Source organism: Microtetraspora fusca (assembly GCF_001570365.1).
Classification (GTDB): domain Bacteria; phylum Actinomycetota; class Actinomycetes; order Streptosporangiales; family Streptosporangiaceae; genus Microtetraspora; species Microtetraspora fusca.
In genome coordinates, this window is sequence record NZ_BBYK01000096.1 from 1 (window position 1) to 24546 (window position 24546).

General features: G+C 71.6%; 22 protein-coding genes and 1 pseudogene. 12 read left to right on the forward strand and 11 right to left on the reverse strand.

Annotated elements, in window-relative coordinates:
• Positions 1-243: 243 nt before the first annotated feature.
• The 3 genes from AWQ68_RS39445 to AWQ68_RS39455 form a co-directional block, all read right to left on the reverse strand.
• Entirely contained in the window at positions 244-1161 is a 918-nt protein-coding gene (locus AWQ68_RS39445) for an RNA polymerase sigma-70 factor (protein ID WP_066951610.1), read from the reverse strand.
• Entirely contained in the window at positions 1158-2363 is a 1206-nt protein-coding gene (locus AWQ68_RS39450) for an NAD(P)/FAD-dependent oxidoreductase (RefSeq protein WP_066951613.1), read from the reverse strand. The genes AWQ68_RS39445 and AWQ68_RS39450 overlap by 4 nt, the downstream gene beginning before the upstream one ends.
• 248 nt (positions 2364-2611) lie before the next feature.
• Entirely contained in the window at positions 2612-3103 is a 492-nt protein-coding gene (locus AWQ68_RS39455) for an SRPBCC family protein (RefSeq protein WP_066951616.1), read from the reverse strand.
• A 243-nt stretch (positions 3104-3346) separates the two neighbouring features.
• Here AWQ68_RS39455 and AWQ68_RS39460 point away from each other — a divergent pair, with 243 nt between their 5' ends.
• Genes AWQ68_RS39460 through AWQ68_RS39475 form a run of 4 tightly spaced genes read left to right on the forward strand, consistent with a single transcriptional unit; the run spans position 3347 to position 7572 of the window.
• Complete coding sequence (locus AWQ68_RS39460; RefSeq protein WP_245656568.1) at positions 3347-4234, forward strand: tryptophan 2,3-dioxygenase; 888 nt, start codon at positions 3347-3349, stop codon at positions 4232-4234.
• 13 nt (positions 4235-4247) lie between these two features.
• The gene (gene kynU, locus AWQ68_RS39465; protein ID WP_245656570.1) at positions 4248-5531 is read left to right on the forward strand and encodes a kynureninase; all 1284 of its coding nucleotides are present in this window, start codon (positions 4248-4250) and stop codon (positions 5529-5531) included.
• A complete protein-coding gene (locus tag AWQ68_RS39470; RefSeq protein WP_066951622.1) occupies positions 5528-6844 on the forward strand; it encodes an FAD-dependent oxidoreductase in 1317 nt (438 codons plus the stop codon). Before kynU ends, AWQ68_RS39470 begins: the two co-directional genes overlap by 4 nt.
• A 53-nt stretch (positions 6845-6897) precedes the next feature.
• Entirely contained in the window at positions 6898-7572 is a 675-nt protein-coding gene (locus AWQ68_RS39475; RefSeq protein WP_218007249.1) for an alpha/beta hydrolase family protein, read from the forward strand.
• Between the two features lie 41 nt (positions 7573-7613).
• Here AWQ68_RS39475 and AWQ68_RS39480 read toward each other — a convergent pair whose 3' ends face one another.
• Positions 7614-8849, reverse strand: coding sequence for an FAD-dependent monooxygenase (locus tag AWQ68_RS39480; RefSeq protein WP_066951625.1), 1236 nt, complete (start codon positions 8847-8849; stop codon positions 7614-7616).
• Positions 8850-8884: 35 nt separating this feature from the next.
• The gene (locus AWQ68_RS39485) at positions 8885-11761 is read right to left on the reverse strand and encodes an ATP-binding protein (protein WP_066951628.1); all 2877 of its coding nucleotides are present in this window, start codon (positions 11759-11761) and stop codon (positions 8885-8887) included.
• Between the two features lie 241 nt (positions 11762-12002).
• Here AWQ68_RS39485 and AWQ68_RS39490 point away from each other — a divergent pair, with 241 nt between their 5' ends.
• Both AWQ68_RS39490 and AWQ68_RS39495 read left to right on the forward strand, forming a co-directional pair.
• The gene (locus AWQ68_RS39490; RefSeq protein ID WP_066951631.1) at positions 12003-12734 is read left to right on the forward strand and encodes a 2OG-Fe(II) oxygenase; all 732 of its coding nucleotides are present in this window, start codon (positions 12003-12005) and stop codon (positions 12732-12734) included.
• A 20-nt stretch (positions 12735-12754) separates the two neighbouring features.
• Positions 12755-13039: an Ada metal-binding domain-containing protein gene (locus tag AWQ68_RS39495; RefSeq protein WP_066951632.1), complete on the forward strand. Its 285-nt coding sequence runs from the start codon at positions 12755-12757 to the stop codon at positions 13037-13039.
• Positions 13040-13117: 78 nt separating this feature from the next.
• Here the strand turns inward: AWQ68_RS39495 and AWQ68_RS39500 are convergent, their stop codons facing one another.
• Both AWQ68_RS39500 and AWQ68_RS39505 read right to left on the reverse strand, forming a co-directional pair.
• Positions 13118-14494 (reverse strand): NADP-dependent succinic semialdehyde dehydrogenase, encoded by a 1377-nt coding sequence (locus tag AWQ68_RS39500; RefSeq protein WP_066951640.1) that lies wholly within the window; start codon positions 14492-14494, stop codon positions 13118-13120.
• A gap of 214 nt (positions 14495-14708) precedes the next feature.
• Positions 14709-15155, reverse strand: a complete 447-nt coding sequence (locus AWQ68_RS39505; RefSeq protein ID WP_066951656.1) for a cupin domain-containing protein — start codon at positions 15153-15155, stop codon at positions 14709-14711.
• Positions 15156-15312: 157 nt separating this feature from the next.
• Here AWQ68_RS39505 and dhaK point away from each other — a divergent pair, with 157 nt between their 5' ends.
• From dhaK to AWQ68_RS39530, 5 genes are all read left to right on the forward strand, one after another.
• A complete protein-coding gene (gene dhaK, locus AWQ68_RS39510) occupies positions 15313-17058 on the forward strand; it encodes a dihydroxyacetone kinase subunit DhaK (protein ID WP_066951643.1) in 1746 nt (581 codons plus the stop codon).
• Between the two features lie 681 nt (positions 17059-17739).
• Entirely contained in the window at positions 17740-18381 is a 642-nt protein-coding gene (locus AWQ68_RS39515; protein ID WP_169809078.1) for a GOLPH3/VPS74 family protein, read from the forward strand.
• Positions 18382-18412: 31 nt separating this feature from the next.
• Positions 18413-19885, forward strand: coding sequence for an APC family permease (locus tag AWQ68_RS39520; RefSeq protein WP_084464921.1), 1473 nt, complete (start codon positions 18413-18415; stop codon positions 19883-19885).
• On the forward strand, positions 19882-20523 hold the full coding sequence (locus AWQ68_RS39525; protein ID WP_084464922.1) for a GNAT family N-acetyltransferase: 642 nt from the start codon (positions 19882-19884) through the stop codon (positions 20521-20523). The genes AWQ68_RS39520 and AWQ68_RS39525 overlap by 4 nt, the downstream gene beginning before the upstream one ends.
• A 313-nt stretch (positions 20524-20836) precedes the next feature.
• Positions 20837-21328 (forward strand): class I SAM-dependent methyltransferase, encoded by a 492-nt coding sequence (locus tag AWQ68_RS39530; RefSeq protein WP_066951647.1) that lies wholly within the window; start codon positions 20837-20839, stop codon positions 21326-21328.
• A 45-nt stretch (positions 21329-21373) separates the two neighbouring features.
• Here the strand turns inward: AWQ68_RS39530 and AWQ68_RS39535 are convergent, their stop codons facing one another.
• The 4 genes from AWQ68_RS39535 to AWQ68_RS43305 all read right to left on the reverse strand — a co-directional run bounded on the left by AWQ68_RS39535 (position 21374) and on the right by AWQ68_RS43305 (position 23879).
• A complete protein-coding gene (locus tag AWQ68_RS39535) occupies positions 21374-21667 on the reverse strand; it encodes a DUF1330 domain-containing protein (protein WP_066951649.1) in 294 nt (97 codons plus the stop codon).
• 109 nt (positions 21668-21776) lie between these two features.
• Positions 21777-23195, reverse strand: coding sequence for an MFS transporter (locus AWQ68_RS39540; protein ID WP_066951665.1), 1419 nt, complete (start codon positions 23193-23195; stop codon positions 21777-21779).
• A 26-nt stretch (positions 23196-23221) separates the two neighbouring features.
• Positions 23222-23680: a MarR family winged helix-turn-helix transcriptional regulator gene (locus tag AWQ68_RS39545; RefSeq protein WP_444543181.1), complete on the reverse strand. Its 459-nt coding sequence runs from the start codon at positions 23678-23680 to the stop codon at positions 23222-23224.
• Positions 23681-23741: 61 nt separating this feature from the next.
• Positions 23742-23879 (reverse strand): hypothetical protein, encoded by a 138-nt coding sequence (locus tag AWQ68_RS43305; RefSeq protein WP_157546508.1) that lies wholly within the window; start codon positions 23877-23879, stop codon positions 23742-23744.
• A 230-nt stretch (positions 23880-24109) separates the two neighbouring features.
• Here AWQ68_RS43305 and AWQ68_RS39550 point away from each other — a divergent pair.
• A pseudogene (locus AWQ68_RS39550) lies at positions 24110-24361 on the forward strand (RidA family protein); the annotation flags it as partial.
• Between the last annotated feature and the right edge of the window lie 185 nt (positions 24362-24546).

Genomic DNA, 24546 nt, shown 5'->3' on the forward strand with positions numbered 1-24546 from the left:
GGATCCCCCGCCTTTAGGCGGGGGAGGAAGTCAATATGTGACATCCTGCGCCGCTCAGCCCGAGCGCAGGTATGCGAGAACGGCCGGCACCCGGCGGTGGCTGCCGGGTGACTCCGGCAACCGCAGCCGCTGGAAGTCGGAGCGCATGTGGGTCTCCACGGTGCGCTGGGTGATCCCTCGCCCGGGCCGCGTCGGGGATCTGCGCCCACGCCTGCTGCAGATCGGGCGGGTCTCACTCCGTGCTCACCGTGTCCCGAGGTCGCGGGCGGTGCCGTCGGCGACGGCCAGGAGCTTGTCCGGGTTGGCCACGTTGTGGATCGTGGTGATGCGGCCGTCGCCGTCGAAATCGAAGGTGACGGTGGCGATCACGCGGCCCGAGCCGCTGAAGACGATGCCCGGCCCGCCGTTGATCTCGACGAGTTCGGCGTTCATGTCGGCGGGCTCGATGCCCTGATAGGTGACGGTGCCGATGGCCGCGAACCAGGCCGCCACCGTCGCCGCGCCCACGACCGGGCGCAGGGCCTGGCGGACCTTGCCGCCGCCGTCGGTCCAGAGCGTGACGTCGGGGGACAGCAGCTCCATGAGGGCGTTCATGTCACCGCCGGTCGCCGCGGAGAAGAACCGCTCGGTGACCTCACGCTGCCGCGACCGGTCCGCGGCGAAGCGCGGCCGCCGGGCCTGCACATGCTCGCGGGCGCGGTGCGCGGCCTGCCGTACCGCGGCTTCGGAGCGCTCCACCGCCTCCGCGATCTCGGCGTGGCTGAAGTCGAAGACCTCCTTCAGCACGAACACCGCGCGCTCGAGCGGGCTCAGGGTCTCCAGCACCACCAGCATCGCCATCGAGACCGACTCGGCGTCCGTGACGGTCTCGGCCGTGTCTCCGCTGGTGAGGATGGGCTCCGGAAGCCACGGCCCCACATAGGTCTCCCGCTTGTGCTGAGTGGAGCGCAGCCGTTCGAGCGCCAGGTTCGACACGATCCGGGTCAGGTACGCCTTGGGGTCGGCCACCTGCGAGCGGTCGGCGGCCGACCACTTGATCCAGGCGTCCTGGACCGCGTCCTCGGCATCGGCCGCCGTGCCGAGGACGCGATAGGCCACCGAGAACAGCAGGTTCCGATGCCGGACGAACACCTGCTCGTCGAGGTTCAGGGACGGGGTCACCGCGCGTCCCGGACCTGGGTGAAGCGGCCGCCACGCGGCCAGAACGCGCCGGAGGCGGGCATCTTCTTCATACGGCCCCATGTGGGCCAGGGGGAAGCGGTCACCGTCTCCTTATACCGGGCCGCGACACGGCCGGTGAGGTACAGCCGCCGGGGGCTGTCGTCGGGGTGGGTGAACTGCACGACAGCGTCGTGGCGGCCCAGGCTCACCGGCGTGTGGTAGTAGCCGAAGCGGAACGGTTTGGGCTGCTTGCCCTTCAGCGCCCGGACGATCGACAGCGCGGCGTGCACCCCGGTCGGCATGCCTCCCTGGCAGGTGCCGTGCATGACGCCGTAGCCCTGGTGGATCGCGGCCGCGTCGCCCACGGCGTACACCTCGGGGTGGGACACCGATCGCAGCGTGGTGTCGGTGACGATGCGGCCATGCTCGTCGACGGTCAGCCCGGCGGCGGCCGCCAGCGGCGACACCCGCGTGCCGCTCGTCCACAGGACCGCGTCGGCCGGCACAGTCTCCCCGCCGACCAGCTCGACCGCGCCGGGCAGCACCTTCGCCACCTCGACCCCGCTGCGCACCCGCACGCCGAGGCGGTCGAGCGCGGACCGCAGATACGCCTTGGCCTTCGGGTTCATGGCCGCACCGGGTTCACGCCGGCCCAGCAGCACCACGTTCAGCTCCGGGTGCCGCTCGGCGATCTCCGCGGCCGACTCGACGCCGGTCAGCCCGCTGCCGGCGACCACCACCGTGCCGCCGCCGAGTCGCGCCAGCCGGTCGGCCAGCACCTCGGCGTCCTGGGCGCTGTTCAGGGTGTACGCGTGGTCCTCGACGCCCGGCACCGTCGCCGTGTCGGCCACGCCGCCCAGTCCGTACACCAGCGTGTCGTACGGCAGGACGCGTTCGTCGTCGATCCGCACGGTCTTCGCATCCGCGTCCACCGCCGTCACCCAGCCGCGCACGAACCGCGCACTCGTACCTTCCAGCAGCTCCGGGATGTTCAGCTCGGCGAGCCGCTGCCCGGTCGCCGTCATGTGCAGCCGCAGCCGCTCGGTGAACCGCTCCTGCGCGTTCACCAGGGTCACCTGCACGTTCTCGCTCCGCTTGACCCGAGACGCGAGCTGGATCGCCGCGGACAGGCCCGCGTACCCCGCTCCCAGAACCACCACGCGGTGGGTGGTCGTCACACCGGCTTCGTGCTGTGCGCTCATCGTTTCGCCTTCCTCGACTCGCTGTCGACGACCACCAGATGGAAGCTGCGGGTCCGTTCGTGACATGCGGCCGACGTGATGCGCGTCACACCTGCGTTCGTGCAGGTCAGAAGGCATTGCGGGGTGCGTCGCGGTGATGAACCGGGCGGGAAGGCGCGGTTACAGGAGACGAGTCGCCGTCGGCGAGGAGCGTCATGCCAGGACCTCATCGACGTCGAGCGCGGCCGGGCCGACGAGGTTGCCCAGGCTTACCCGGTGGGTTCGCTGGGCGCCGACGCGTGGCCCGTCTCGACGAGCGCGGCCAGGTTCGCCAGCGCCATCCGCGTGCCCGTCTCGTTGTCGCCGGCGGGCACGGCGTCGGGGATCCCGTCGTGCACGATGACGACCTCGGTGCCGCCGCCCGCGGCGTCGGCGAGCGTCGTCGTCATCGTCATGGTTCCGCGCAGCCCGGGGTCCGCGGTCTCGAACTCGAACACCTCGACCACACGCTCGTCCGGAACGAGCTCCGCGAAGTGGCCATGGTAGGTGTCGGTGTGCGACGCCGACTTGCCGGTCGGCCCCGGGGCGTCGTACGTGAGCGAGATCCGGAACGAGCCGCCCTCGCGGGCGTCGAACTCGTGGACGTGACTGCTCATGCCCGCCGGCACCCGCCATTTCGCGATCGTGCCCGCGTCCACGAGCGCCTGGTAGATGGCCGAACGCGGCGCGTTCACGTGCTGGGAGATCCGTGTCGAGTACATGCGGCCGACCCTACCGAGCGAACTCCGAGCCACAGGGGCACCGGACAGGGTCCCCTCGGCCCGAGTGCGCGCGGCGACTCGCCGTCCGTGCCGTCCACCACGGGAACCTTTCGTTCGCAAAGCGATTGCCCCAATATTGCCATCGATATGCGGGAATCTCCGGAAATGGCCGTTGATGCGGCATTCCTTCGCCCCATAGTGCGACGTCATCATTGGGTGGCCAGCGAGGAGAGGGGCGAGCGCGTGGACACTGTGCGACAGCAACCTGCCGTGCGCCCGACGACGGCGTGGGAACGCGCCGAACGGGCCCAGGCCACCGGTGGGACGCCGACTCTGGACTTCGGGACACGGCTTCCCTATGACATGTACGTGCGCACCGACGTGCTGCACGACCTGCAGCGACCGATGAGCGACGACCCCGGCGAGATGTCGTTCCTCATGGTCACGCAGGTGATGGAGCTGTACTTCAAGCTCATCGCGTTCGAGCTGCGCAAGGCCCAGGAGCGGCTGCGGGACGACGACGTGTGGGGCGCGCTGGCGCCGCTGCGCCGTACGGCGTTGCACCTGGAGGCGCTCAACGGGAGCTGGCGCGGGCTGCGCTGGATGACCCCCGCCGACTTCAACCGCTTCCGCGACCAGCTCGGCGAGGCGTCGGGGCTGCAGTCGGCGATGTACCGGCAGGTGGAGTTCACGCTCGGGTTGAAGAACGCCGCGCTGCTGCGACCGTTCAAGCGGCAGACCGAGATCCACCGCGACCTGGTGCGCGCGTACGAGACGCCGAGCATCTGGGACGACGTCATCGCCGTGCTGGCGCGACGCGGCCACGACATCCCCCGCGAGGTGCTCGGCCGCGACGTCGCCGCGGAGTACGAGCCGCACCCGGCGGTCGAGCGCGCCTGGGTCGAGGCCTACCGCGACGAGGGCCCGGACAACCACCTGCGGCTCCTCGGCGAGGCGCTCACCGAGCTGGCCGAGCAGTTCGGCGACTGGCGTTATCAGCACGTCGCGGCGGTCCGCCGGGCGATGGGCGCCAAGCCCGGCAGCGGCGGCTCCAACGGCCTGGCCTGGCTGGAGCGCAGCATGGCCCGGGTGGTCTTCCCGGAGCTGTGGTCCGCCAGAACGCACATGTGAAGGAGAAACGGACATGATCGCCCCGATGCCGTTCACCGAGTTCACCGAGTTCACCGAGGAGGAGGCGCTGCGGCGCGACGCCGCGGACCCGGGACGCCGCGAGCTCTTCCTGGTGCCGCCCGCCGACGGCGGCCGCTATCCCGAGAGCGCCTATTTCGCGGGCAACTCGCTCGGCCTGCAGCCGCGGGCGACCCGGGCGGAGCTGCTGGAGGACCTGGACGCGTGGGCCCGGCTCGGCGTCGAGGGCCACCTGGAGGCCGAACGCCCCTGGCTGCCCTATCACGAGCTGCTCACCGGTCCGGCCGCCCGGCTCGTCGGCGCGCTGCCGGAGGAGACGGTCGTGATGAACTCGCTGACCGTCAACCTGCACCTGCTGATGGTCTCGTTCTACCGGCCGGAGGGGGAGCGGTCCCGGATCCTCATCGAGGACACCGCGTTCCCCTCCGACAGCTACGCCGTGCGCAGCCAAGCCCGCTTCCACGGCCTCGACCCCGACAAGACCGTCGTACGGCTCCGCGACGGCGACGAGGTGCTCGACTTCCTGGAACGCGAGGGCGACACGGTCGCGCTGGTGCTGCTGGGCGGGGTCAACTACCTCACCGGCGAACTCCTGGACATCCCGGCGATCACCGCGGCCGGGCACGCCGCCGGGGCGGTCGTCGGATGGGATCTGGCGCACGCCGCCGGAAACGTCCCGTTGCGGCTGCACGACTGGGGACCGGACTTCGCCGCCTGGTGCTCCTACAAGTACCTCAACTCCGGACCCGGCGCCCTGGGCGGCGTCTTCGTCCACCAGCGGCACCTCAGCGACCCGTCGCTCCAGCGCTTCGAGGGCTGGTGGAGCACGGAGCCGGAGACGCGCTTCGAGATGGCGCCGGTCTCCCGGCCGCCGGCCAGCGCCGACGCCTGGCAGATCTCCAACCCGCCGATCTACGCCATGGGCCCGGTGCGTACCTCGCTCAGGCTGTTCGACGAGGTCGGCATGGCCGAGCTGCGGGCCCGCAGCGTGCGGCTCACCGGATACCTGGAGAGCCTGCTCGACCAAGTCGTCCCGACCCGGCCGATCGCCGTAGTCACCCCGCGCGACCCGGAGCGCCGCGGCTGCCAGCTCTCCCTGCGGGTCGAGCGCGGCAGCGCCGCGGAGCTGGCCCGGCGGCTGCGCCACGAGCACGGGGTCGTCACCGACGCCCGCGAGCCCGACATCGTCCGGATGGCGCCGACGCCGCTCTACTCGACCTACCACGACTGCTGGCGCGCCGCCGTCGCGCTGGCCGAGTGCGTTGCGGAGGACCTGTGAACGTGGCCGTGGTCGGCGCCGGTCTGACCGGCTGCCTGCTCGCCTGCTATCTGGCCCGGCGCGGTCTCGACGTGACCGTGTACGAGCGGCGGTCCGACCCGCGTGCCGGCACCCCCGAGCGCGGCCGGTCGATCAACCTCGCCATCTCCGAACGCGGCCTGGACGCGCTGCGCCGCATCGGCCTGGAGGGGCAGGTCATGGCGGACGCGCTGCCGATGCGCGGCCGGATGATCCACCCGGTGGACGGCCCGCTCGACTTCCAGCCGTACAGCCACGACGGCGAGATGGCGATCAACTCGATCAGCCGGGGCGCGCTGAACAACACGCTGCTCGACGCCGCCGAGGCCGCCCCCGGGGTGAAGGTGCGTTTCGGGCATCGCCTGACGGGGCTCGACCCGGCGACGGGCGCGATGACCTTCGCGACCGCGGACGGCGAGACACATGCCACGGCCGACGTGGTGCTCGGTGCTGACGGAGCGGGCTCCGCCGTACGGGGAGAACTGCTCGCGCACCGGGGCATCGAGGAGAGCGCGGACTTCCTCGACTACGGCTACAAGGAGCTGACGATCCCCGCGGTGGACGGCGAGTTCGCGCTGGACCCGGGCGCGCTGCACATCTGGCCGCGCGGCACCTCCATGATGATCGCGCTGCCCAACCCCGACCGGTCGTTCACCTGCACGATGTTCTGGCCGACCGGCGGCACCGCGAGCTTCGCCTCGCTGAGCAGCCCGGCGGCCGTCGAGCGCCACTTCCGCACCCACTACCCGGACGTGGTGGCGCTCGCCCCCACCCTGGTGGAGGACTATCGGCACAACCCCGTCGGGCTGCTCGGCACCGTCCGCTGCGCGCCGTGGCAGACCGACGGCCGCGTCGGCCTGATCGGTGACGCGGCGCACGCGATCGTGCCGTTCTACGGCCAGGGCGCCAACTGCGGCTTCGAGGACGTGGTCGTCCTGGACCGGTGCCTGGACGAGACCGGGGGGTCCTGGGCCCGCGCCCTGCCGCTGTTCGAGCGGCGGCGCAAGGAGAACACCGACGCGATCGCCGAGATGGCCCTGGCCAACTTCATCGAGATGCGCGACAAGGTGGCCTCGCCGGTGTACCGGCTGGCGAAGGGCATCGAGCACCGGCTGGAGCGGGCGTTCCCCGGCCGCTACGTGTCGCGGTACGAGCTGGTGTCGTTCTCGACGGTGCCGTACTCCCAGGTCAAGCGCCGGGTGCGCAGGCAGCAACAGTTGCTCGCCGGGGCCGGGGCCGCCCTGCTCGCCGGAGTGATCGTGGCCGCCGTGGCCGGGATCCGGAGGACGTCATGATCTCGCCGCGGCACACCGGCTGACTGGAGGTGATGATGGAGGAGCGTTCCGTATTGACGCGCCCGGCGCCCGGCCCCGATCGCACCCTCCGGTACGGCGAGGACGCCGACCAGATGATCGACCTCTGGCCCGCCGAGGGCCCCACGATGGCGCTGGTCCACGGCGGGTTCTGGCGTCCCGAGTTCGACCGGACCCACCTGCGCCCGATGGCGAACGCGCTGCGCGAAGCGGGGTGGAGCGTCGCCGCGATCGAATACCGCCGCCGGCCCGGCCGGCCCCGCCCGACGGTGGACGACGTCCGGACCGCCCTCGACGTCCTGCGTCCGTCGGTGGTCGTCGGTCACTCGGCCGGCGCACATCTGGCGATGTGCGCCGCGCCGGAGGGGACCGCCGTCCTGGCCCTCGCTCCGGTCGCCGACCTGCGACTCGCGGATCGGCTGGACCTCGACGGCGGCGGGGTGACCGACTTCCTCGGCGGACCTCCGGACGATTACGCCGACCTCGACCCGGTCCGGATGCCGGATCCGCCGAACCGGGTGGTGATCGTGCACGGCACCGACGACGAGCGCGTTCCCCTGCGCGTCTCGGAGTCCTACGTCGCCTCCCATCCGGCGACCTCGCTGGTGCGGATCTCCGGCGCCGGCCACTTCGTCCTCATCGACCCGGAGAGCGAGGCGTGGCCGGTCGTCCGGCGGGAGCTGACCGCGCTTGCGCCGCGGCCACGGTGAAACCGGCGGGAACGAACCGCGTCGTGCCGAAGCCGCGCTGATCACCTCGCCCCGCGCGACCCGGTCGGCGAGGACGGCCGCCGGGGAGCGTCGCCGCCGGTGTAGTCGCGGAGCGTGATGTTCTCGGCGGTCTTGCGGGCCATCTTGGAGGCCATGTTCTTCCCCGGCAGGTACGGCATGATCTTGTAGTAGCGGTTGAGGGCCGAGGCCAGGAAGCGGCTGCTGGGGACCATGAGCTTGGCGACGCCGTCGCCCATCTTCTGGCAGCCCTCCGCGTACGCGCGCAGCGTCTGCTCGTAGCGGGCGAACGCGACGCGGTGGTCGCCGCGCGCCGCGGCCAGCTCGCCCGCCAGGACGTACGCGCCGACCAGGGCGAGGCCCGTACCCATGCCCGACAGGGAGGACGGGCAGTAGGCGGCGTCGCCGACCAGGGCGACGCGGCCTCGGCTCCAGGCGTCCATGCGGACCTGGCCGACCGAGTCGAAGTAGAAGTCGGGCGCCTGCCGCATGTCGTGCAGCAGCCGGTCGCTCTGCCAGCCGTTTCCGGTGAAGTGCTCGGCGAGGATGGCCTGCTGCCGCGCCACGTCACGCCGGTCCAGGTCCAGCTCCGGCGAGCCGAAGTAGAAGACGGCCTTGGCCTCGGTGTTGTGACGGGCGCTGTACATCGCCACCAGCTTGTTCCCGGTCCGGTACGCGTGGCCGGTGTGGTCGAGCTCGAGGTGGTTGGCGGTGGTGAAGATCGCGCAGTAGACGCCCAGGTGCTTGACGAACCGTTCCTCGGGGCCGAAGGCCAGGCGGCGGGTGGCGGAGTGCAGGCCGTCGGCGCCGATGACGAGGTCGAAGCGGCGCGGCGCGCCGCGTTCGAAGGTGACGGTCACCCCGTCGGCGTCCTCGGTGAGCGAGGCGATGGAGTCGCCGAAGAGGTACTCCGTGTGCTCCCTGGTCGCGTCGTAGAGGATGCGGGCCAGGTCGCCGCGGAGGATCTCGATGTCTCCGGCGAACAGGTCGGCGGGCATCTTCGCCTGCGTCTTGCCCGCGCTGTTGACGTACGACATGGAGCCCATGCCGGTGCGGGCGCGTTCGAGGTCGTCCAGGATGCCCATGCGGCGCAGGATCGACAGGTGCGCCTCGCCGCGGAAGTCGACGGCGTAGCCGCCGTCACGCAGCGCCGGTGCGCGCTCCACGATCGTGGGGGTGAAGCCGTGGCGGTGGAGCCAGTAGGCGAGCGCGGGGCCCGCGACGGAGGCGCCGGAGATCAGTACGTTGCGGTTCTTCATGGCAGTGAGCCTGCCGGGGAGGGCTCACCGGAGGCTCACCGCCGGCTCACCGCCTCGGTGACCGATGCGGGAAGTCCCAGCAGGCGCAGCGCGTCCGACGCCGAGGGGCCCAGCACGGCCGCGTTCTCGGCGGCCTCGCGGTAGCGCGCGCGGGCCGTGGCCCGGTCGCCGCGTGATTCGGCGACCCGGGCGAGCCCGACGAGGATGCGCACCCGGTTGCCCAGGCTCTTGATCCAGTGCGGGTCGATCCGCTCCAGGGCCTCGGCATAGAGGCGTTCCGCCTCGGCCCGGTCCTCCTCCAGCAGGGCGATGTCGCCGAGCCCGCGCAGGGCCGCGGCCAGGCAGGTCGAGCTGCCGGCGCGGCGGGCCAGATCGGCGGCCTCGGAGTAGTCGGCGCGGGCCGCCGCCGGATCGTCGGCGGCGAGATGATCGCCCCGGTTGACCAGCAGGTCGGCCGAGTCCTCCAGTGCGCCGAGCCGGCCGGTGAGGGCGAGGGCCTCGTCGGTCAGCGCGATCGCCCGCGCACGGTCTCCGCTCCCGCCCGCCAGACCGGCCAGGATGTCCAGGGTCAGCGCCGTGCCCCAGCGGTCGCCGAGCGACCGGAACCCCTCGACGGCCTCGCCGAAGGCGCGCTCGGCCGCCGCGCTGTCCCGCTCGCCCAGAGCCCCGAATCCCGACACGTACTGGACGACCGCCCGCGCCCACGGCTCGGGGCAGTCCCGCAGGGACGAGACCAGCGCGAACGCGCTCCGCGAGTCGGCCTCGATCGCGTTGCGCATCATCCACAGCAGCAACGCGGCCGGGTACCGGCCCGGCCGATCGCCGGCCCACGCGGCGGCCAGCGCCCGCTCGGCCGTCGCGCGGTGGCGCCGCCACGTCGTCCGGTCGGACGCGGCCAGCAGCACGCACGTCGCGTACTCCTCTCCGAGCCCGGCGGGGAACGCGTCACCGATCGCGGCGAGCAGGCTGATCGCGTGAGGCGCGGCCGAAGCGGACGCGCCGCGGATCCACACGTACGTCGCGGCCGAGGCGAGCAGTTCCAGGGCCGTCGCGACGTCGGGAGTCTCGACCGCCCAGCGCATGGCGGCCAGGACGTTCTCATGCTCGGCCACCAGGGTCGGTAGCCAGTCCAGTTGCTCGGCCCGCCGCAGATGCGGGTCGGCGGCACGCACCAGATCCAGGACGTGCCGGGCATGGGCCCGCCGTGCCGACTCGCGTTCCCCTGCTTCGTCGAGCCGCTCGGCACCGTAGGCGCGGATCGTCTCCAACATCCGGAAACGGCCGCGAGAGACCTCCAGGAGCGACTTGTCCACCAGGGATTCCAGCGTCTCGCCGTCCGCGCCGCACACCCGCAGCGCGGACTCCGCCGTCGCGCCTCCGGCGAAGACCGTGAACCGCCGCGCGGCCCGTTGCTCGGATTCGGAGAGCAGGCCCCAGCTCCACGCCACCACCGAGCGCAGCGTCCGATGCCGGTCGTGGGCCGTACGGCTGCCGCGGGCCGCGACACCGAGCCGGTCGTCCAGCCGTCCCGCCAGATCGTCGAGGTCCAGCGTGCGCAGCCGCGCCGCCGCGAGCTCGATGGCCAGCGGCAGGTCGTCCAGGGCCGCGCAGACCCGCCGGACCAGCGAAGGATCGGCGGCGAAACCGCGCCGTACGGCCGCGGCCCGGTCGCCGAACAGCCGCACCGCCGCGTCGCCGTCGAGCGGGCGCACCTGGTGCAGGTTCTCGCCGATGATGCCGAGCGGCTCCCGGCTGGTGGCCAGGACCCGCAGCCGCGGACAGGCCGCCAGCAGCCGCGCCGCCAGCGCGGCGGCCTCCTCGACCACGTGCTCGCAGTTGTCCAGGACGAGCAGGAGCACCCGGTCCGACAACGCCGCGATCAGCCGATCGACCGGCGTCCGCGCGGGGTCTCCCATCTGGAGCCCGTGCTCACGCAGGCCGAGCGCGCCCAGCACCGCCCGTGCCGGCCCGGCGCCGTCGCCCAACGCGGCCAGCTCCACGAAGCACACCTCGTCGGCCACCACCCCGGCGACCTCGACCGACAGCCGGGTCTTCCCGACGCCGCCGGGGCCGATCAACGTGACCAGCCGGGCCGTGCGCAGCCGGTCGGCGACCTCGGCTATCTCCTCGTCCCGACCGACGAAGGAGGTCAGCTGGGCGGGCGGCCCGGCGAGCGACGGCGACGCGTCGGTGTTCAGCACCTCCCGATGCAGCGCCACCAGCTCGGCCGAGGGATCGGCGCCCAACTCCTCCGCCAGGTGCCGCCTGGTCTCCTCGAACACCACCAGCGCCTCGGCCTGCCCGCCCGCGGCGAACAGCGCCCGCATCAACAGCCCCGCCAGCCGTTCCCGGAGCGGGTGGCGGCCGACCAGCTCGCGCAGCTCGGCAACGGCGGCGCGATGCTCGCCGAGCCGCAACTCGCCCTCGAACCGGTCTTCCAACGCCCCGAGCCGCAGTTCCTCCAGCCGTACGGCGGCGGCCTGGGCCGTCCCGCTCTCGGCGACCTCGGCAAGCGCGGGCCCGCGCCACAGCTCCAGCGCCTCGCGCAGCAGCGCGACCGCCCGTACGGCGTCGCCGTCACGCAACGCCGTACGGCCCTGCCCGGCCAGCCGCTCGAACCGGCAGGCGTCCACGGCATCGTCCGCGACCACGATCCGGTACCCGGCCCCGGCCCGCTCGATCGCGGCCGCGGAACCCAGCGCCGTGCGCAGCCTGGACACCTGGGACTGCAGCGCGTGCGCCGACGGCGCCGCGTCCGGGTCGATCTCCTCGGCCAGCCGGTCGGACGGCACGACCTCACCGGGCCGGACCAGCAGCAGGGCCAGCAACGCGCGCCGGGCCGGTCCGCCCAGCGGGACCTCGGTGCCGTCGTCGTGCCATGCCCGGGTCTCGCCGAGGATTCCAAACCGCATGTCCGGATTATCCACCGGGCGAAGCCGGCCGAGATCACGCGGGCGAGAGCGGCCCAGGCGGGCCCACCGTCCTGCCGACCGCCCGGGTCGGCCGCTGCCGCGGGCGGAACGCGAGGTCCGAATACCGCCGGGGTCGGCGGGCGGTCCGCCGTTATATCTGGTGGAACCGAAGGGACACGTCCCCGTACGGCGCTCCCGCAGGGGGGCGCACCTGCCGCCACCTACCAGGCTGGAGAGGAACATGGTCACGACGCCGCATCCGGCGGCCACGCCGCGTGAGCGGGTGGACCACGACGACTGGCCGGCGCTGGCCGCCGAAGTCAACGAGTTCGGCTGCGCGCTGACCCGTCCGGTGCTGACCCCGGCCGAGTGCCGGAGCATCGCCGACCTGTACGACGACGCCGGGCTGTTCCGCTCGACCGTCGACATGGCCCGCTTCCGGTTCGGGTCCGGGCAGTACCGCTACTTCGACACCCCCTTCCCGGAGCCGGTGCGGCAACTGCGGGAGGCGTTCTACCCGCGCCTGCTGCCGATCGCCCGGGACTGGGCGGCCAAGCTGGGCCGGCCCGCGCCGTGGCCGGACACGCTGGCCGAGTGGCTGCGGATGTGCCACGAGGCCGGACAGACCAAGCCGACCCCGATCCTGCTCCGCTACCGGCAGGGCGACTGGAACGCCCTGCACCGCGACCTGTACGGAGACCTGGTCTTCCCGCTGCAGGTCGTGATCGGCCTGGACGAGCCCGGCGGCGACTACTCCGGCGGAGAGTTCCTGCTGGTCGAACAGCGGCCTCGGGCCCAGTCCAGAGGGACGGCGACCATGTTGGAGCAGGGCCGCGGCCTGATCTTCACCACCCGGGACCGGCCGGTCCGCTCGGTGCGGGGCTGGTCGGCCTCGCCGGTACGGCACGGCGTCAGCGTGGTCCGCTCCGGACGACGGCGCACCCTGGGCCTGGTCTTCCACGACGCCGCCTGAAATCCGAGCGGGAGCCGTCGATGTACACGCTGACCGGCCTGGACGGGCAGCCGTACCCGAGCCCGTCTCCGGGAACGCTCGGCGGGCATCGGCGGGGTCGCCTGTACGGGAGGCTGGACTGCCCCTCGGCGCTGCGCGCCATCGCCCGCGGCGGCTACGTCGGGCAGCGGGTCTTCTTCGCCGACGAGGCCACCGCGATCGCCGCCGGCTACCGGCCGTGCGCGGTGTGCCTGCCCGATGAGTACGCCCGCTGGAAGCACGACCCCCGCCGGTCGTCACGCCGCCCGGAACCGCCGCCGGCGTGACGACCTCGCCGCCTCCATCCGCGTACGCGAACCCGCGATCAGGGGGACCGGTCGGCGCTGTGTGGTCCGTCGGAGGTGTCAGCCGATCCAGACGGTTTTGAGGTTGCAGAACTCGCGGATGCCGTGGGCGGACAGTTCGCGGCCGTAGCCGGAGCGCTTGACGCCGCCGAACGGCAGGTCGGGGTACGACACCGTCTTGCCGTTGATGAACACCTGACCGGCGTCCAGGTCGGCGATGAACCGTTCCTGCTCGGCCTCGTCCCTGGTCCAGGCGTTGGACCCCAGGCCGAAGGCGGTGGCGTTGGCGATCTCCACCGCCTCTTCGATGTCCGCCGCCCGGTACAGCGCGGCGACCGGGCCGAACACCTCCTCGGTGAAGATCCGCATGTCCCGGGTGATGTCGCTGATCACCGTCGGCGGGTAGAACCACCCCGGTCCGTCCGGCCGCCGCCCGCCGCACAGCACCTTCGCGCCGCGCGCGACCGCCTCGTCCACCAGTTCCTCGACCCCCGCCCGGCCCTGCTCGGTGGCCAGCGGCCCGACATCGGTGGCCGGGTCGAACGGGTCGCCCACCGTGAGCGCCCTCATCCCGGCCACGAACCTGTCGGTGAAGGCGTCGTAGACGTCGGAGTGCACGATGAACCGCTTGGCCGCGATGCAGGACTGTCCGTTGTTCTGCACCCGGGCGTCCACCGCGGTCTCCACCGCGCGATCCAGGTCCGCCGAGGGCATCACCACGAACGGGTCGCTGCCGCCGAGTTCCAGCACGGTGTGCTTCACCTCGTCGCCGCAGATCGCCGCCACCGAACGTCCGGCCGGCTCGCTCCCGGTCAGCGTGGCGGCGACCACCCGCGGATCCCGCAGGATCTCCTCCACCCGACTGGAGGAGATCAGCAACGTCTGGAAACAGCCCTCGGGGAACCCGCCGCGGCGGAACACGTCCTCCAGGTACAGCGCGCACTGCGGCACGTTCGAGGCGTGCTTGAGCAACCCGACGTTGCCCGCCATCAGCGCCGGCGCGGCGAAGCGCATCACCTGCCACATCGGGAAGTTCCACGGCATCACCGCCAGCACCGGACCCAGCGGGCGGTACCGGCTCAGGGCGCGCCTGGCCCCGACCGCCGACGGGTCGGCCAACGGCTCGTCGGCCAGGAACTCGGCCGCGTTGTCGGCGTAGTAACGCATGCCGCGGGCGCATTTGAGCGCCTCTCCGCGGGCCGCGGCCAGCGTCTTGCCCATCTCGGTGGTCATCAGCCCCGCGGCGGTGTCGGCCTCCTGCTCGAGCAGGTCGGCGCCGGCCCGCATCCACTCGGCCCGCTCGTCGAACCCGGTCTCGCGGTACGTCCGCCACCGCTCGTGGGCGAGGCCGATCTTCCGCTCGATCTCGGAGTCGCTCAACTCGGGAAACGTCCTGACCGTCTCCCCGGTCGTGGGATTGATCGTGGCGATCGCCATGACGGGCCTCCCTCTGGTCGCCTGAGCGCTCGTCTCGGGCACCGATGTGACCCTGATCTCCTGAGCGCCCCGCACGGGTAGGCGTGATGCCCGACTCAGATATCGAGCCTATCCGGCCGGAACCCGCCTGCCGTTCTGGCTGGTCGGGATTGACGCCGCCGGGGGAGCCGGCCCTGCCGCCGTTCGAGCCGCGGCGGGCGGGGGCTCCGGCCGGTCAGCCCGCGTCGCCTCCCTCCGCCTGGCCGGCGGATCCGGTCTCGGTGCCGTGACTGGCGCGGTATTCCTGGTCGGAGACCGATTCGTACCAGTGGGTCGCGCCGGTCGCCGTCACCGCGAGGTGCTCGAAGGTGGTGTCCGCCATGGCTCCGTGCCAGTGCTTCTCGCCCGGCTCCACGTGCACCCAGTCGCCCGGCCCGACCTCCCGGCCCGTCGTCTCGCCCCACCGCGTGACCACGCCTCGCCCCGAGAGTATGTACAGCGCCTGTTCGCCGTCGTGCACGTGCCAGCATGAGCGGGCTCCGGGCTCATAGGAGAACCGCAGCGCCCGCAGGCCGTCGGGCCGCAGCTCCTCGAGAGCCGACGTCTCCCAGACGTTGCCGCCGGTGAACTTCTCCGGCGCCGCTCTGGTCGCCTTGAGCTGCCTCTCGCCAACGAACTTCATCACGCCCCCTGATGTGATATGCCCGATATGCCGGTCTTTCCCGGTATTAGGGGTGTCACCCCGCAGGGTCTTCACGTCAAGGGGAACGGGTACGCCCGCACGGCGCCGGGGTAGATCTGCCTCGCTTCAACGCGGACCCCCATCCAAGGAGATTCCGATGAAGAAACTCGTCAATGACGTGTCCGGCGTGGTCCCGGACATGCTGGAGGGCCTCGCCCTCACCCACCCCGAGATCGCCCTGCTGGACGGAGAGACGGTCGCCGTACGCGCGGATGTCGCCGATTTCAGGAGGTCGGGCCGGGTGGCGATCGTCTCGGGCGGCGGCTCCGGACACGAGCCCGCGCACGCCGGCTATGTCGGGCGGGGCATGCTGACGGCGGCGGTGTGCGGGGACGTCTTCACCTCTCCGTCCACCGACACCGTGCTGGAGACCATCCGTACGGTCGCGGGCCCGGCCGGCGTCCTGTTGATCGTCAAGAACTACACCGGCGACCGGCTGAACTTCGGCCTGGCCGCGGAGCTGGCCAAGGCCGAGGGCATCCCCGTCGAAGTCGTGGTCGTGGCGGACGACGTCGCTCTCGACGCGGGCGAGGGCACCGCCGGCCGCCGGGGCATCGCGGGCACGGTGTTCGTGCACAAGGTCGCGGGCGCGGCGGCGGAGGCGGGGCTGCCGCTCGCCGAGGTGCGCCGGGAGGCCGAGGCGGCCGCGGCGGCGGTCGGCTCGATGGGGGTCGGCCTGTCCGCGTGCACGGTGCCCGCGGCCGGCCGTCCGGGGTTCGAGCTCGGCCCGGACGAGGTCGAGCTGGGCCTCGGCATCCACGGTGAGCCAGGCGTGCGGCGGACCGCCGTCGCACCGGCCGACGTCGTGGTGGACACGCTGCTGGACCGGATCACCGCGGACCTGGGGTTGACGCCCGGAGACCGGGTCGCGCTCCTGGTGAACAACCTCGGCGGCACGCCGCTGATGGAGCTCCAGATCGTCGCGCGCCGCGCGGTCCGCAGGCTGGCGGAGCAGGGCTTCCGGCCGGAACGCGTCTGGACGGGGTCCTTCCTCACCGCCCTGGAGATGGCCGGGTGCTCGATGTCGGTGCTGCGGGTGGACGACCGTCTCCTGGACCGGCTCGACGCGCCGGTGTCGGCTCCGGCCTGGCCGGCCGCGCACCTCGGCCGGGTGCGGCCCGAGCCGCTGCGCGTCCCGGGGACGCCCGCTCCGAGTGGCGTGCCCGCTGCCGGGAGCCGGCCCGCGGCAGCGGCGGCGGGCGGGCCGCCGCTCCGGCGGGTGCTGGAACGGGTGGTCGAGGAGGTCTGCGCGGCCCTGATCGCGGCCGAACCCGAGCTGACCGCGATGGACCAGGCGGTCGGTGACGGCGACCTCGGCATCAGCCTCACCCGCGGCGCCGACGCCGTACGCCGGGAGTTCCCGGGCTATGGGACCGAGGATCCCGCCGCTGTTCTGCGCGCCCTCTCGGCGACGCTGCGCCGGGCCCTGGGCGGCACCTCCGGCCCGCTGTACGCGGTTCTCCTGCTGCGCGCGGCGGCCGTGCTGGAGGAGGCGGGCGGGGATCCGACGCCGCGCGACTGGGCGCGGGCGCTGGCCGAAGGCGCGCGGGCGGTGTCGGAACTCGGCGGCGCGGAGGTCGGCGACCGCACCATGCTGGACGCGCTCGTGCCCGCCGCCGACGCCTTGCGCCAGGCGCTCGACGGCGGCGCGGAGCCGTGCGGCGCGCTGTCGGCGGCGGTGGAGGCGGCGAGGAAGGGGACGGCGGCGACCGCCGCGATGACGCCGAGGCGGGGCCGTTCGAGCTATCTCGGCGAGCGTGCCGTGGGCCGGGTCGATCCGGGCGCGGAGGCGGTGGCGATCTGGCTGGAGGTGGTCTCCCGCACGTTGTGCGAAGGGACCTGACCCTCGACCTCGCGGAACGGCGTCTCGGCTCCCGTCGTGACGCCGCTTCGCCAGGTGAGCGCGGTTCCCGTGGAGGTCTCAGTGCGGGTCTTCGGTGCCTCTCACCCCTCGACATCGCGCGGTCGCCGTCGTGACGCGACGACGGTGGTAGCGCGCGAGGTTCCGGACACGGACGGAATGCGGAATCGCCTCGTGCTTTTCGGGCCTGCGGGACGTGAACGTGTTCACCAATCCGACCTGCTCTTTCGAGGCGCGCCACCTCCGGTGAGGCGAATATCGGATGACTAATGTCGCACATCTGGGCGCGACCGATTCTCCTCGCCGGCGCGGGAGCCCATGAGCATCGGGTTCTGTGCCGTCGAATAATGGTTATTCCGGCGCCCGAAATCGTCCCGCTCGGCCTCATGGCCGTCATCGTTCTTCGTGTCCGACATCGTGCGCTTCCTGCCCTCCCACGAGGCGCGCCCCGATCAGAGGTCCCGTGTCCGCTTGGGGGAGTCGTCCGTCGCCGGCAAATCCGCCGTTCGCCCCAAACTGGGACGTAATGGAGTTAACTCCAGAGGAAGATTTCGGAACATAACTGTCTATCGAAGGCTATGGCGGGGAGTGCCCCCTGTCGGTCGGAATTTCCGGACTTTCTGCGATGACAGATTTAACAATCCGCATATAGGATCGCCGATCGTGGCTGAAGGTGATCTTTCACGCCCGTCGTTGGCCGACGATCTGTTCTTCGTCATCCACCACAACGTGACGGGGCGTGCGCGACTCCATCCGCGCCTCGCGAGCCTGGGGCTGGCGGGCGCCGTCATCGGTGAGTTGATGCTCGCCGAGCGGGTCACCCTCGACCTCGTCCCGGGCCAGGACCGCCTCTACGTGATCACTGAGGACGCCACCGGTGATCCGCTCACCCAGAACGTGCTCGACCACGTCGTCGCAGAACCGCACCACCCGATCGTCACCTGGCTCCACTTCTTCGCCCGTACGGTCTACGACGACGTCGTGGCCAGGATGATCGCCAAGAACCTGCTCAACCCGCCGGCGAGGCACCTGCTGAAACTGCAGCCCGCGGCACCCGTGGACGCGAACACGGCCGCGTGGCCGCTCGCCCGCCTCAACCTCGCCATCGAGCGGCGTAAGCCGCCCGCGATCAGGGACTGCGTCCTCTACGGGCTCGTCGTCGCCACCGGCGGAGCCCCGCGGGCGCTGCGCGAGCACGACGCCGCGTTCGCGACCGCCACGACCGCCCTGCTCCCCGTACCGCTGCAGAGACTCATCGTCCAGACCGAGGTCGTCGTCGGCGAAGCCGTCATCAGCCGCCGATGATCTTTCTTCCCCCCACCTCACGGAGTTCCGGATGTCCCTGACAGAACAACGGCCCAGCGCCGTCTCCAGCGCCCTCGCCAAGGACCGGCTCGGCGTCCCGTCGGTCGTCTTCTTCGTCATCTCCGCGGCGGCGCCGCTGATGGTCGTCGCGGGTTCGGTCCCGACGGCGTACCAGGTGACGGGTGTCATCGGCGTGCCGTTCGCGTTCCTCATGCTGGGCGCGATCTTCGCGCTGTTCGCCGTCGGGTACGTGACGATGGCCCGGCACGTCGTGAACGCGGGCGCGTTCTACGCGTACGCCGCGCAGGGGCTCGGCCGGACGCAGGGGGTGGCGACCGCGTGGGTGGCGCTCCTCGCCTACAACGCGCTGCAACTCGGCCTCTACGGCATCATCGGGTCGGCGACCGAGCCGCTGCTCCTCGACTGGTTCGGCGCCGCGCCCCCCTGGTGGGTGATCGCGCTGGTCGCGTGGGCGGTGACCGGCCTGCTCGGCCTGCTTCGGGTGGACGTCAACGGCAAGATCCTCTCTGTCCTGCTGGTCAGCGAGATCGCCGTCGTCCTCGTCTTCGACATCGGTGACCTGCTCCACCCCGCCCCGGGCGGCGTCAGCTTCGAGGGCTTCAACCCCGGTTCCCTGTTCGTGTCCGGCGTCGGCGCCGCGCTCGCCACCGTCGTCGCGGGGTTCGCCGGCATCGAGTCGTCGGTCGTCTTCGCCGAGGAGAGCAGGGACCGCAACAGGACCGTGCCCCTCGCCACGTACCTGGGTATCGCGATCATCGCGATCCTTTACTCGATCTCCGCCTGGGCACAGACGGTGCCGACGGGGCCGGACGGCATCGTCAAGGCGGTGTCCGAGCAGCAAACCGAGCTGATCTTCAACCAGGCGGCCGCCCACATGGGTTCCGCCGTCTCGACGATCGGGTCCGTGCTGTTCGTGACCAGCAGCATGGCCTGCATGATCGCCTTCCACAACACCACGGCCCGCTACATCTTCGCCCTGGGACGCGAGAACGTGCTTCCCTCGGTGTTCGGCCGTACGTCGGCCCGCACCGCGGCTCCGAAGGCCGGATCGGTGCTGCAGACGGCGCTCGGGCTGATCGTGATCTTCGTCTACGCGATCTTCGACCTCGATCCGGTCACGAAGCTGTTCTTCACGTTCGGCGCCTTCGGCGGCCTCGGGCTGCTGACCCTGCTCACCGTCACCTCGATCTCGGTCATCGTGTTCTTCGCGCGGAACCCCTCCGGGGAGACGGTGTGGCGGACGCGCATCGCCCCGGCCCTGGCGGCCCTGGCACTGTGCACGATGATCGGCATGACTCTGATCAACTTCGACACGGTGCTCGACGTTGAGCCTGACGCGCCCATCCGCTGGATCCTGCCCGGCATCTACGTCGTCGCGATCATCCTGGGCGTCGTCTGGGGCAGCGTGCTGAAGGCGACCAGGCCGGAGGTGTACGCCAACATCGGCCTGGGCGCGCAGGCGGTCGGCGGAGGTGCCCGGTGACGGTCGAGATCACCCGGATGACGGACGCGGACGCGGCCGGCGAGATCATCGCCGACAGGTTCAGCCGCGACGCGATCACCCGTTGGCTCGTCCCGCCGGAGCGGGACCGGTTGCCGATCCAGCGGCGGTTCTTCACCATGCACACCGCGCACGCGCTCGACCACGGCGACATCTACGGGGTGCACGAGTCCGGCGAGCTCGCCGGGGTCGCGGTCTGGTTCACCGCGCCGTGCCCCGAGATCCCCGGCCAGGACGAGGCGATCGCCTCCTTCGCCGGGGAACACGCCGAGCGCTACGCCGTCCTCGGCGGGCTCATGGACAAGCTGCACCCGCAGGAGCCGCACCACTATCTGGCGTTCATCGCCCTGCGGGACGGGCGGACCGGCCGCGGTCTCGGCAGCCTGCTGCTGGAGGAGCACCACCGGCGGCTCGACGCCGAGGGGATGCCGGCCTACCTGGAGGCCAGCAGCGAGGCGAGCCGCCGGCTCTACCTCCGGCACGGCTATGTGGACATGCCGGAGCTGCTGCGGCTGCCCGACGGTCCGGTCATGTATCCGATGTGGCGCGCACCGATCTCCCGTGGCAGCGTGCCGGCGGACGGCCACGCTCAGGAGAACGGTCGAGACACTCTCGGCTGATCGCTCGACTGGTCGGCGGCGGGGTCTGCCCGCCGCCGACCTGTCCGTTCCCCGGCCGCGCCCCGTCGGTCGAAGGACGTGCCAGGGCCGTGAGACGCCTCCCGGGTGTCTCACGGCCGTCCTGTTTCCCTGAACGATCGTTAAGGCGGGGGTGGCGGTGCCAAGAGGTTGTGGTGTTCAGACGAATGGACGATGACCGTCTGCAAGGCGGCGCCGCGCGTCGCGCACACGTCGTTCGGCGGGTTGGCACCTACCAATATGAAGCGGTCCGAATCGCGTCGGCGGCGGCCCGCAGAAGGCGACAACTCTCAGGATGACACTCCGTAGCGGGTGGCGATCGCGGCGGCGCGGTTGCGCAGGGAGTTGCGCAACGGACGCCCTCCAGCACGCCCTCACACACCTGCCGCCCGCGACCCGCGCCCAGACCGCCGCGGCCCCCGGCAACGTCCTGCGCACCGCCGCCCACCTGGCCGCCGACCACGGCCCCTTCGATCTGGTCCTGGCCGGAGGCCTCTTCGACTACCTCGAAGAACGCTTCGCCCGAGCCCTGATCCGCACCACCCTGTCCCGCCTGTGCCGCCCCGGAGGCACGTTCTACTTCTCCAACATCGCGACCCCGAACCCGTACGCCGCCCTGATGACCCACATCGGCCGCTGGAACCTCGTCGAACGCACCCCCGCCGACATCGAGGCCGACGTCCGAGCCGCCGCGCCGCCGGGAACCGTCGCCGGACTGGACATCACCGCCGATGCCACCGGCCTGACGCTTTTCGCGACGGTGCGGCGCGCTGACGAGCCGGGGTGATCCCCGCAGCCGGCATCGTGTTCCTCCCTGACGCAGCATCGGTCGTCAGTCGAGGCCTTCGATGATGCGGAAGTCGCGCTCGACGCCGTCAGCAAGTGCGGCCAGCGCCTCCTGGTAGGCCGCACTCGCGTGTGCGGCGACCGCCTGTTCGAAGCTGTCGAACTCGATCAGGACGGTGCGCTCGGCGATTCCGGCGTCGTGTGCGACGACCCGGCTGCCGCGGGCGAGCAGCCGCCCGCCCGCGGCCTCGACGGCTGGACCGGCCAGCTTGTTGTAGGCAGCAAGCCTCTCAGGGTCTGCGATGGTGCGGTAGGCGCTGACCCAGTAGCCCTTGGCCACGGTACCTCCTGTGTTCGGAATTGATGCTCAGAAGCATGCTCAGATCCATGGTCGGCGCGCTGTGGGTCAGCGAGCCGACGGAGACGGCGTCGAAGTCGGACGGCTTCGATCAACCGGCTGGGGCTGCGATCGGATTGGTCTCGGGTGAGCGTCGGCGGGCGAGGACGAGGCTGGTCATCGTCGTGATCGCCATCGCGGCGACGCCGACCAGCGCCGCGGTGGTGTAGGCGCCGTCGTTCGGGAAGAGGCGGCCGGTGTCGGTGCCGGCGGCCAGGACCAGACCGCCGATGGCGCTGCCCAGGGAGTACCCGACGCTGCGGACGACGTAGTTGAAGCTCATGGCGCTCGACGTCTCGCTCTTGGGCGTGACGGCCAGGATGACGCCGGGCATGGCGGCCGAGAAGCTGCCGACGCCGAAGCCCAGCACGCCCATGGCCACGAGCAGTTCGGCCAGGTTGGACCGGGCCGCCGCGAACAGGACGAACCCGCCGCCGACGATGGCGGCGCTGCCGGCCAGGAGCAGGGGGCCGTCGATCCATTCGCGGACCCGGGGCGTGAGCTTGCCGGCGACGAACCCCAGCACGGAGAACGGGATGAGGACCAGCCCCGCCACGAAGGTGGTCAGCCCGAAGCCGTAGCCGGCGCTGTGCGGCGTCTGCGCGTAGCGGGTGATGAGCGTGAGCAGGAGGTACATGCCGCTCCCGCCGACGAACATGGCGATGTTCGCCCCGGCGACCGCCGGGTGCCGTACCGCCCGGACGTCGACCAGAGGCGTCGTGCTGCGCAGCTCGGAGGCGGTCCAGACGCAGAGCAGCACCACCGCGACGACGGCGAGGCCCGCCGCCACGGCGAGGTGCCGGCTCCACAGATCCCGTTCGCCGGCGAGGAACAGCACCAGGAGCAGCGCAGCGGCCAGGACGACCGCGCCTGCCACGTCCACGTGAGCGGAGCGGCCTTCGGGAGCTGCGGGCATGGAGCGCCACGCGGTCAGGAACGCGATGGCGGTGACGAGCAGGCCGAGGCCGTAGGCGGCCCGCAGTCCGCCGAACTCGGCGAGCAGCGCGGCCAGCGGGTAGCCGACGCCGGCTCCGATGATGGAGACCACTGAGATCAGGGCGATCGTGGCCGCGCTGCGCTCCTCGGGAAGATGGTCGCGGGCCACGCCCATCATCAGCGCCGTGAGACCGAGTCCGACGCCTTGGGCCGCTCTGCCGGCGAGCAGCCAGGCGAACGGCAGCGGCAGCACGGTGAGCGCGCTGCCGACGACGACGATCGCCAGCGTGGCGAGAATCGTGGCCCGTCGGTGCGGACCGGCGCCGAGCCGGCCGAGGACGGGTGTGGCGACGGCGCCGCTGAGCAGGGCGATGGTCAGCGTCCACTGCGCGCTGTCGAGGGAGACGTGGAACGTGGTCGCCACGCTGGTGATGAGCGGCGTCCCGAGGCTGGCGACCGCCGCCACGACCAGGGCGATGAACATCAGGGCGGGGACCAGCAGACGTGCCTCGGAACGTATCAGGGCAGTACTCATGGGCTGGTCATGAGCCTGGGCCGCGGTCACCGGTCCGACTCCTCTCGGGCGTGGCTTTCGAGCTCTGCCAGATGCAGCAGCGCCGGAAGGGCTGCTGCCAAGGCCTCGACCTCGTCACCGGTGAGTTCGTCGATCAACCGCGCGTACGCGTCGACGCCCGCCTGGCGTCGTGTCCGGACGTACGACGCGCCGGCCTCGGTCAGGCACACCAGCGTGACCCGCTTGTCGGACGGATCGCCCGTCCGCTCGACCAGCCCGGATTTCTCCATCACCCGGACCAGGACGGTCATCGCGGGCTGGGTGACGCCCTCGGCCACCGCCAGATCGGTGATCCGTCGCGGGCCGGTCTTGTCCAGGGTGGCCAAGGTGGCGGCGGACGTCAGGCTCATGTCGCGGGGAAGGCGTCTCACGGCCCTGGTGGCCAGACCGTAGAGGGCTGACCCGATGGCATCGGAAGCGCCGTGCGCGGCGCCTTGGCGACTCATGCCTGAAGCATAGCGACTTTATATGCATCCTTTATGCATATCCCGATCAGGGTTCGGCGAACTAGCATCGCCGAAGCGAGCGCCCAACGAGACCGAATGCCTGCGCGCCGCGCCGCGATCCGGCGATCAGCAGGGCAAGTGCCTCGTCGTGGTGCTGCCGCAGCAGCAGCACCAGCGAGACCAACCGGTCGGCGCGCATACGAAAACTCCCCAGAGATACACGACACAGGATGTCGTGTATTCGCTGGGAGGCTCATCAACACGACGAACAAGATGTCGGCTACCGAGCCGATGGACGTACGTAACGTCGACGAATCGAATGGAGCTGATATGGCAATGGAGCGAACGGCGGTCAACCCGTTGCGGGTCTGACGCACGTCAACCTCGACGGCATCGTCATCGCCACCGACCGCGTCGCCACCCCCGGATGACATGGCGGCGCAGTTGGCGCTGAGCGTCGACAACCTGGAGGCCGTGCCCGGCGAGGCCGGCATGTCCCTCGCGAACCTCGTCCGGCTCAACGTCTACACCACTGACGTCGATCGGCTCTTCGAGCACTACGGCGTGCTGGCGTCGCGGTTGGGTGCCGCCGGGGTGGCACCGTCCACCACGATGCTCGGGGTGGCACGGCTGGCGATCCCCGGCCTGATGGTCGAGCTCGAGGGGACCGCCGTCGCGTGATGCGACCTCGCCGCCTCCGGCAGGGCTGCCGGAGGCGGCACGAGTAGTAGGCGGCCGCTACGGCCGGTCGCGGCCGGCACCGCCCATGCGCTCAACCACCACAGCGAACAACCAGACGATCGAAGGTCACCACGGAGCACGGTCAAGCGGTAGCCGCAACCGCCGCAGCCAGTGAGCCATTGTCA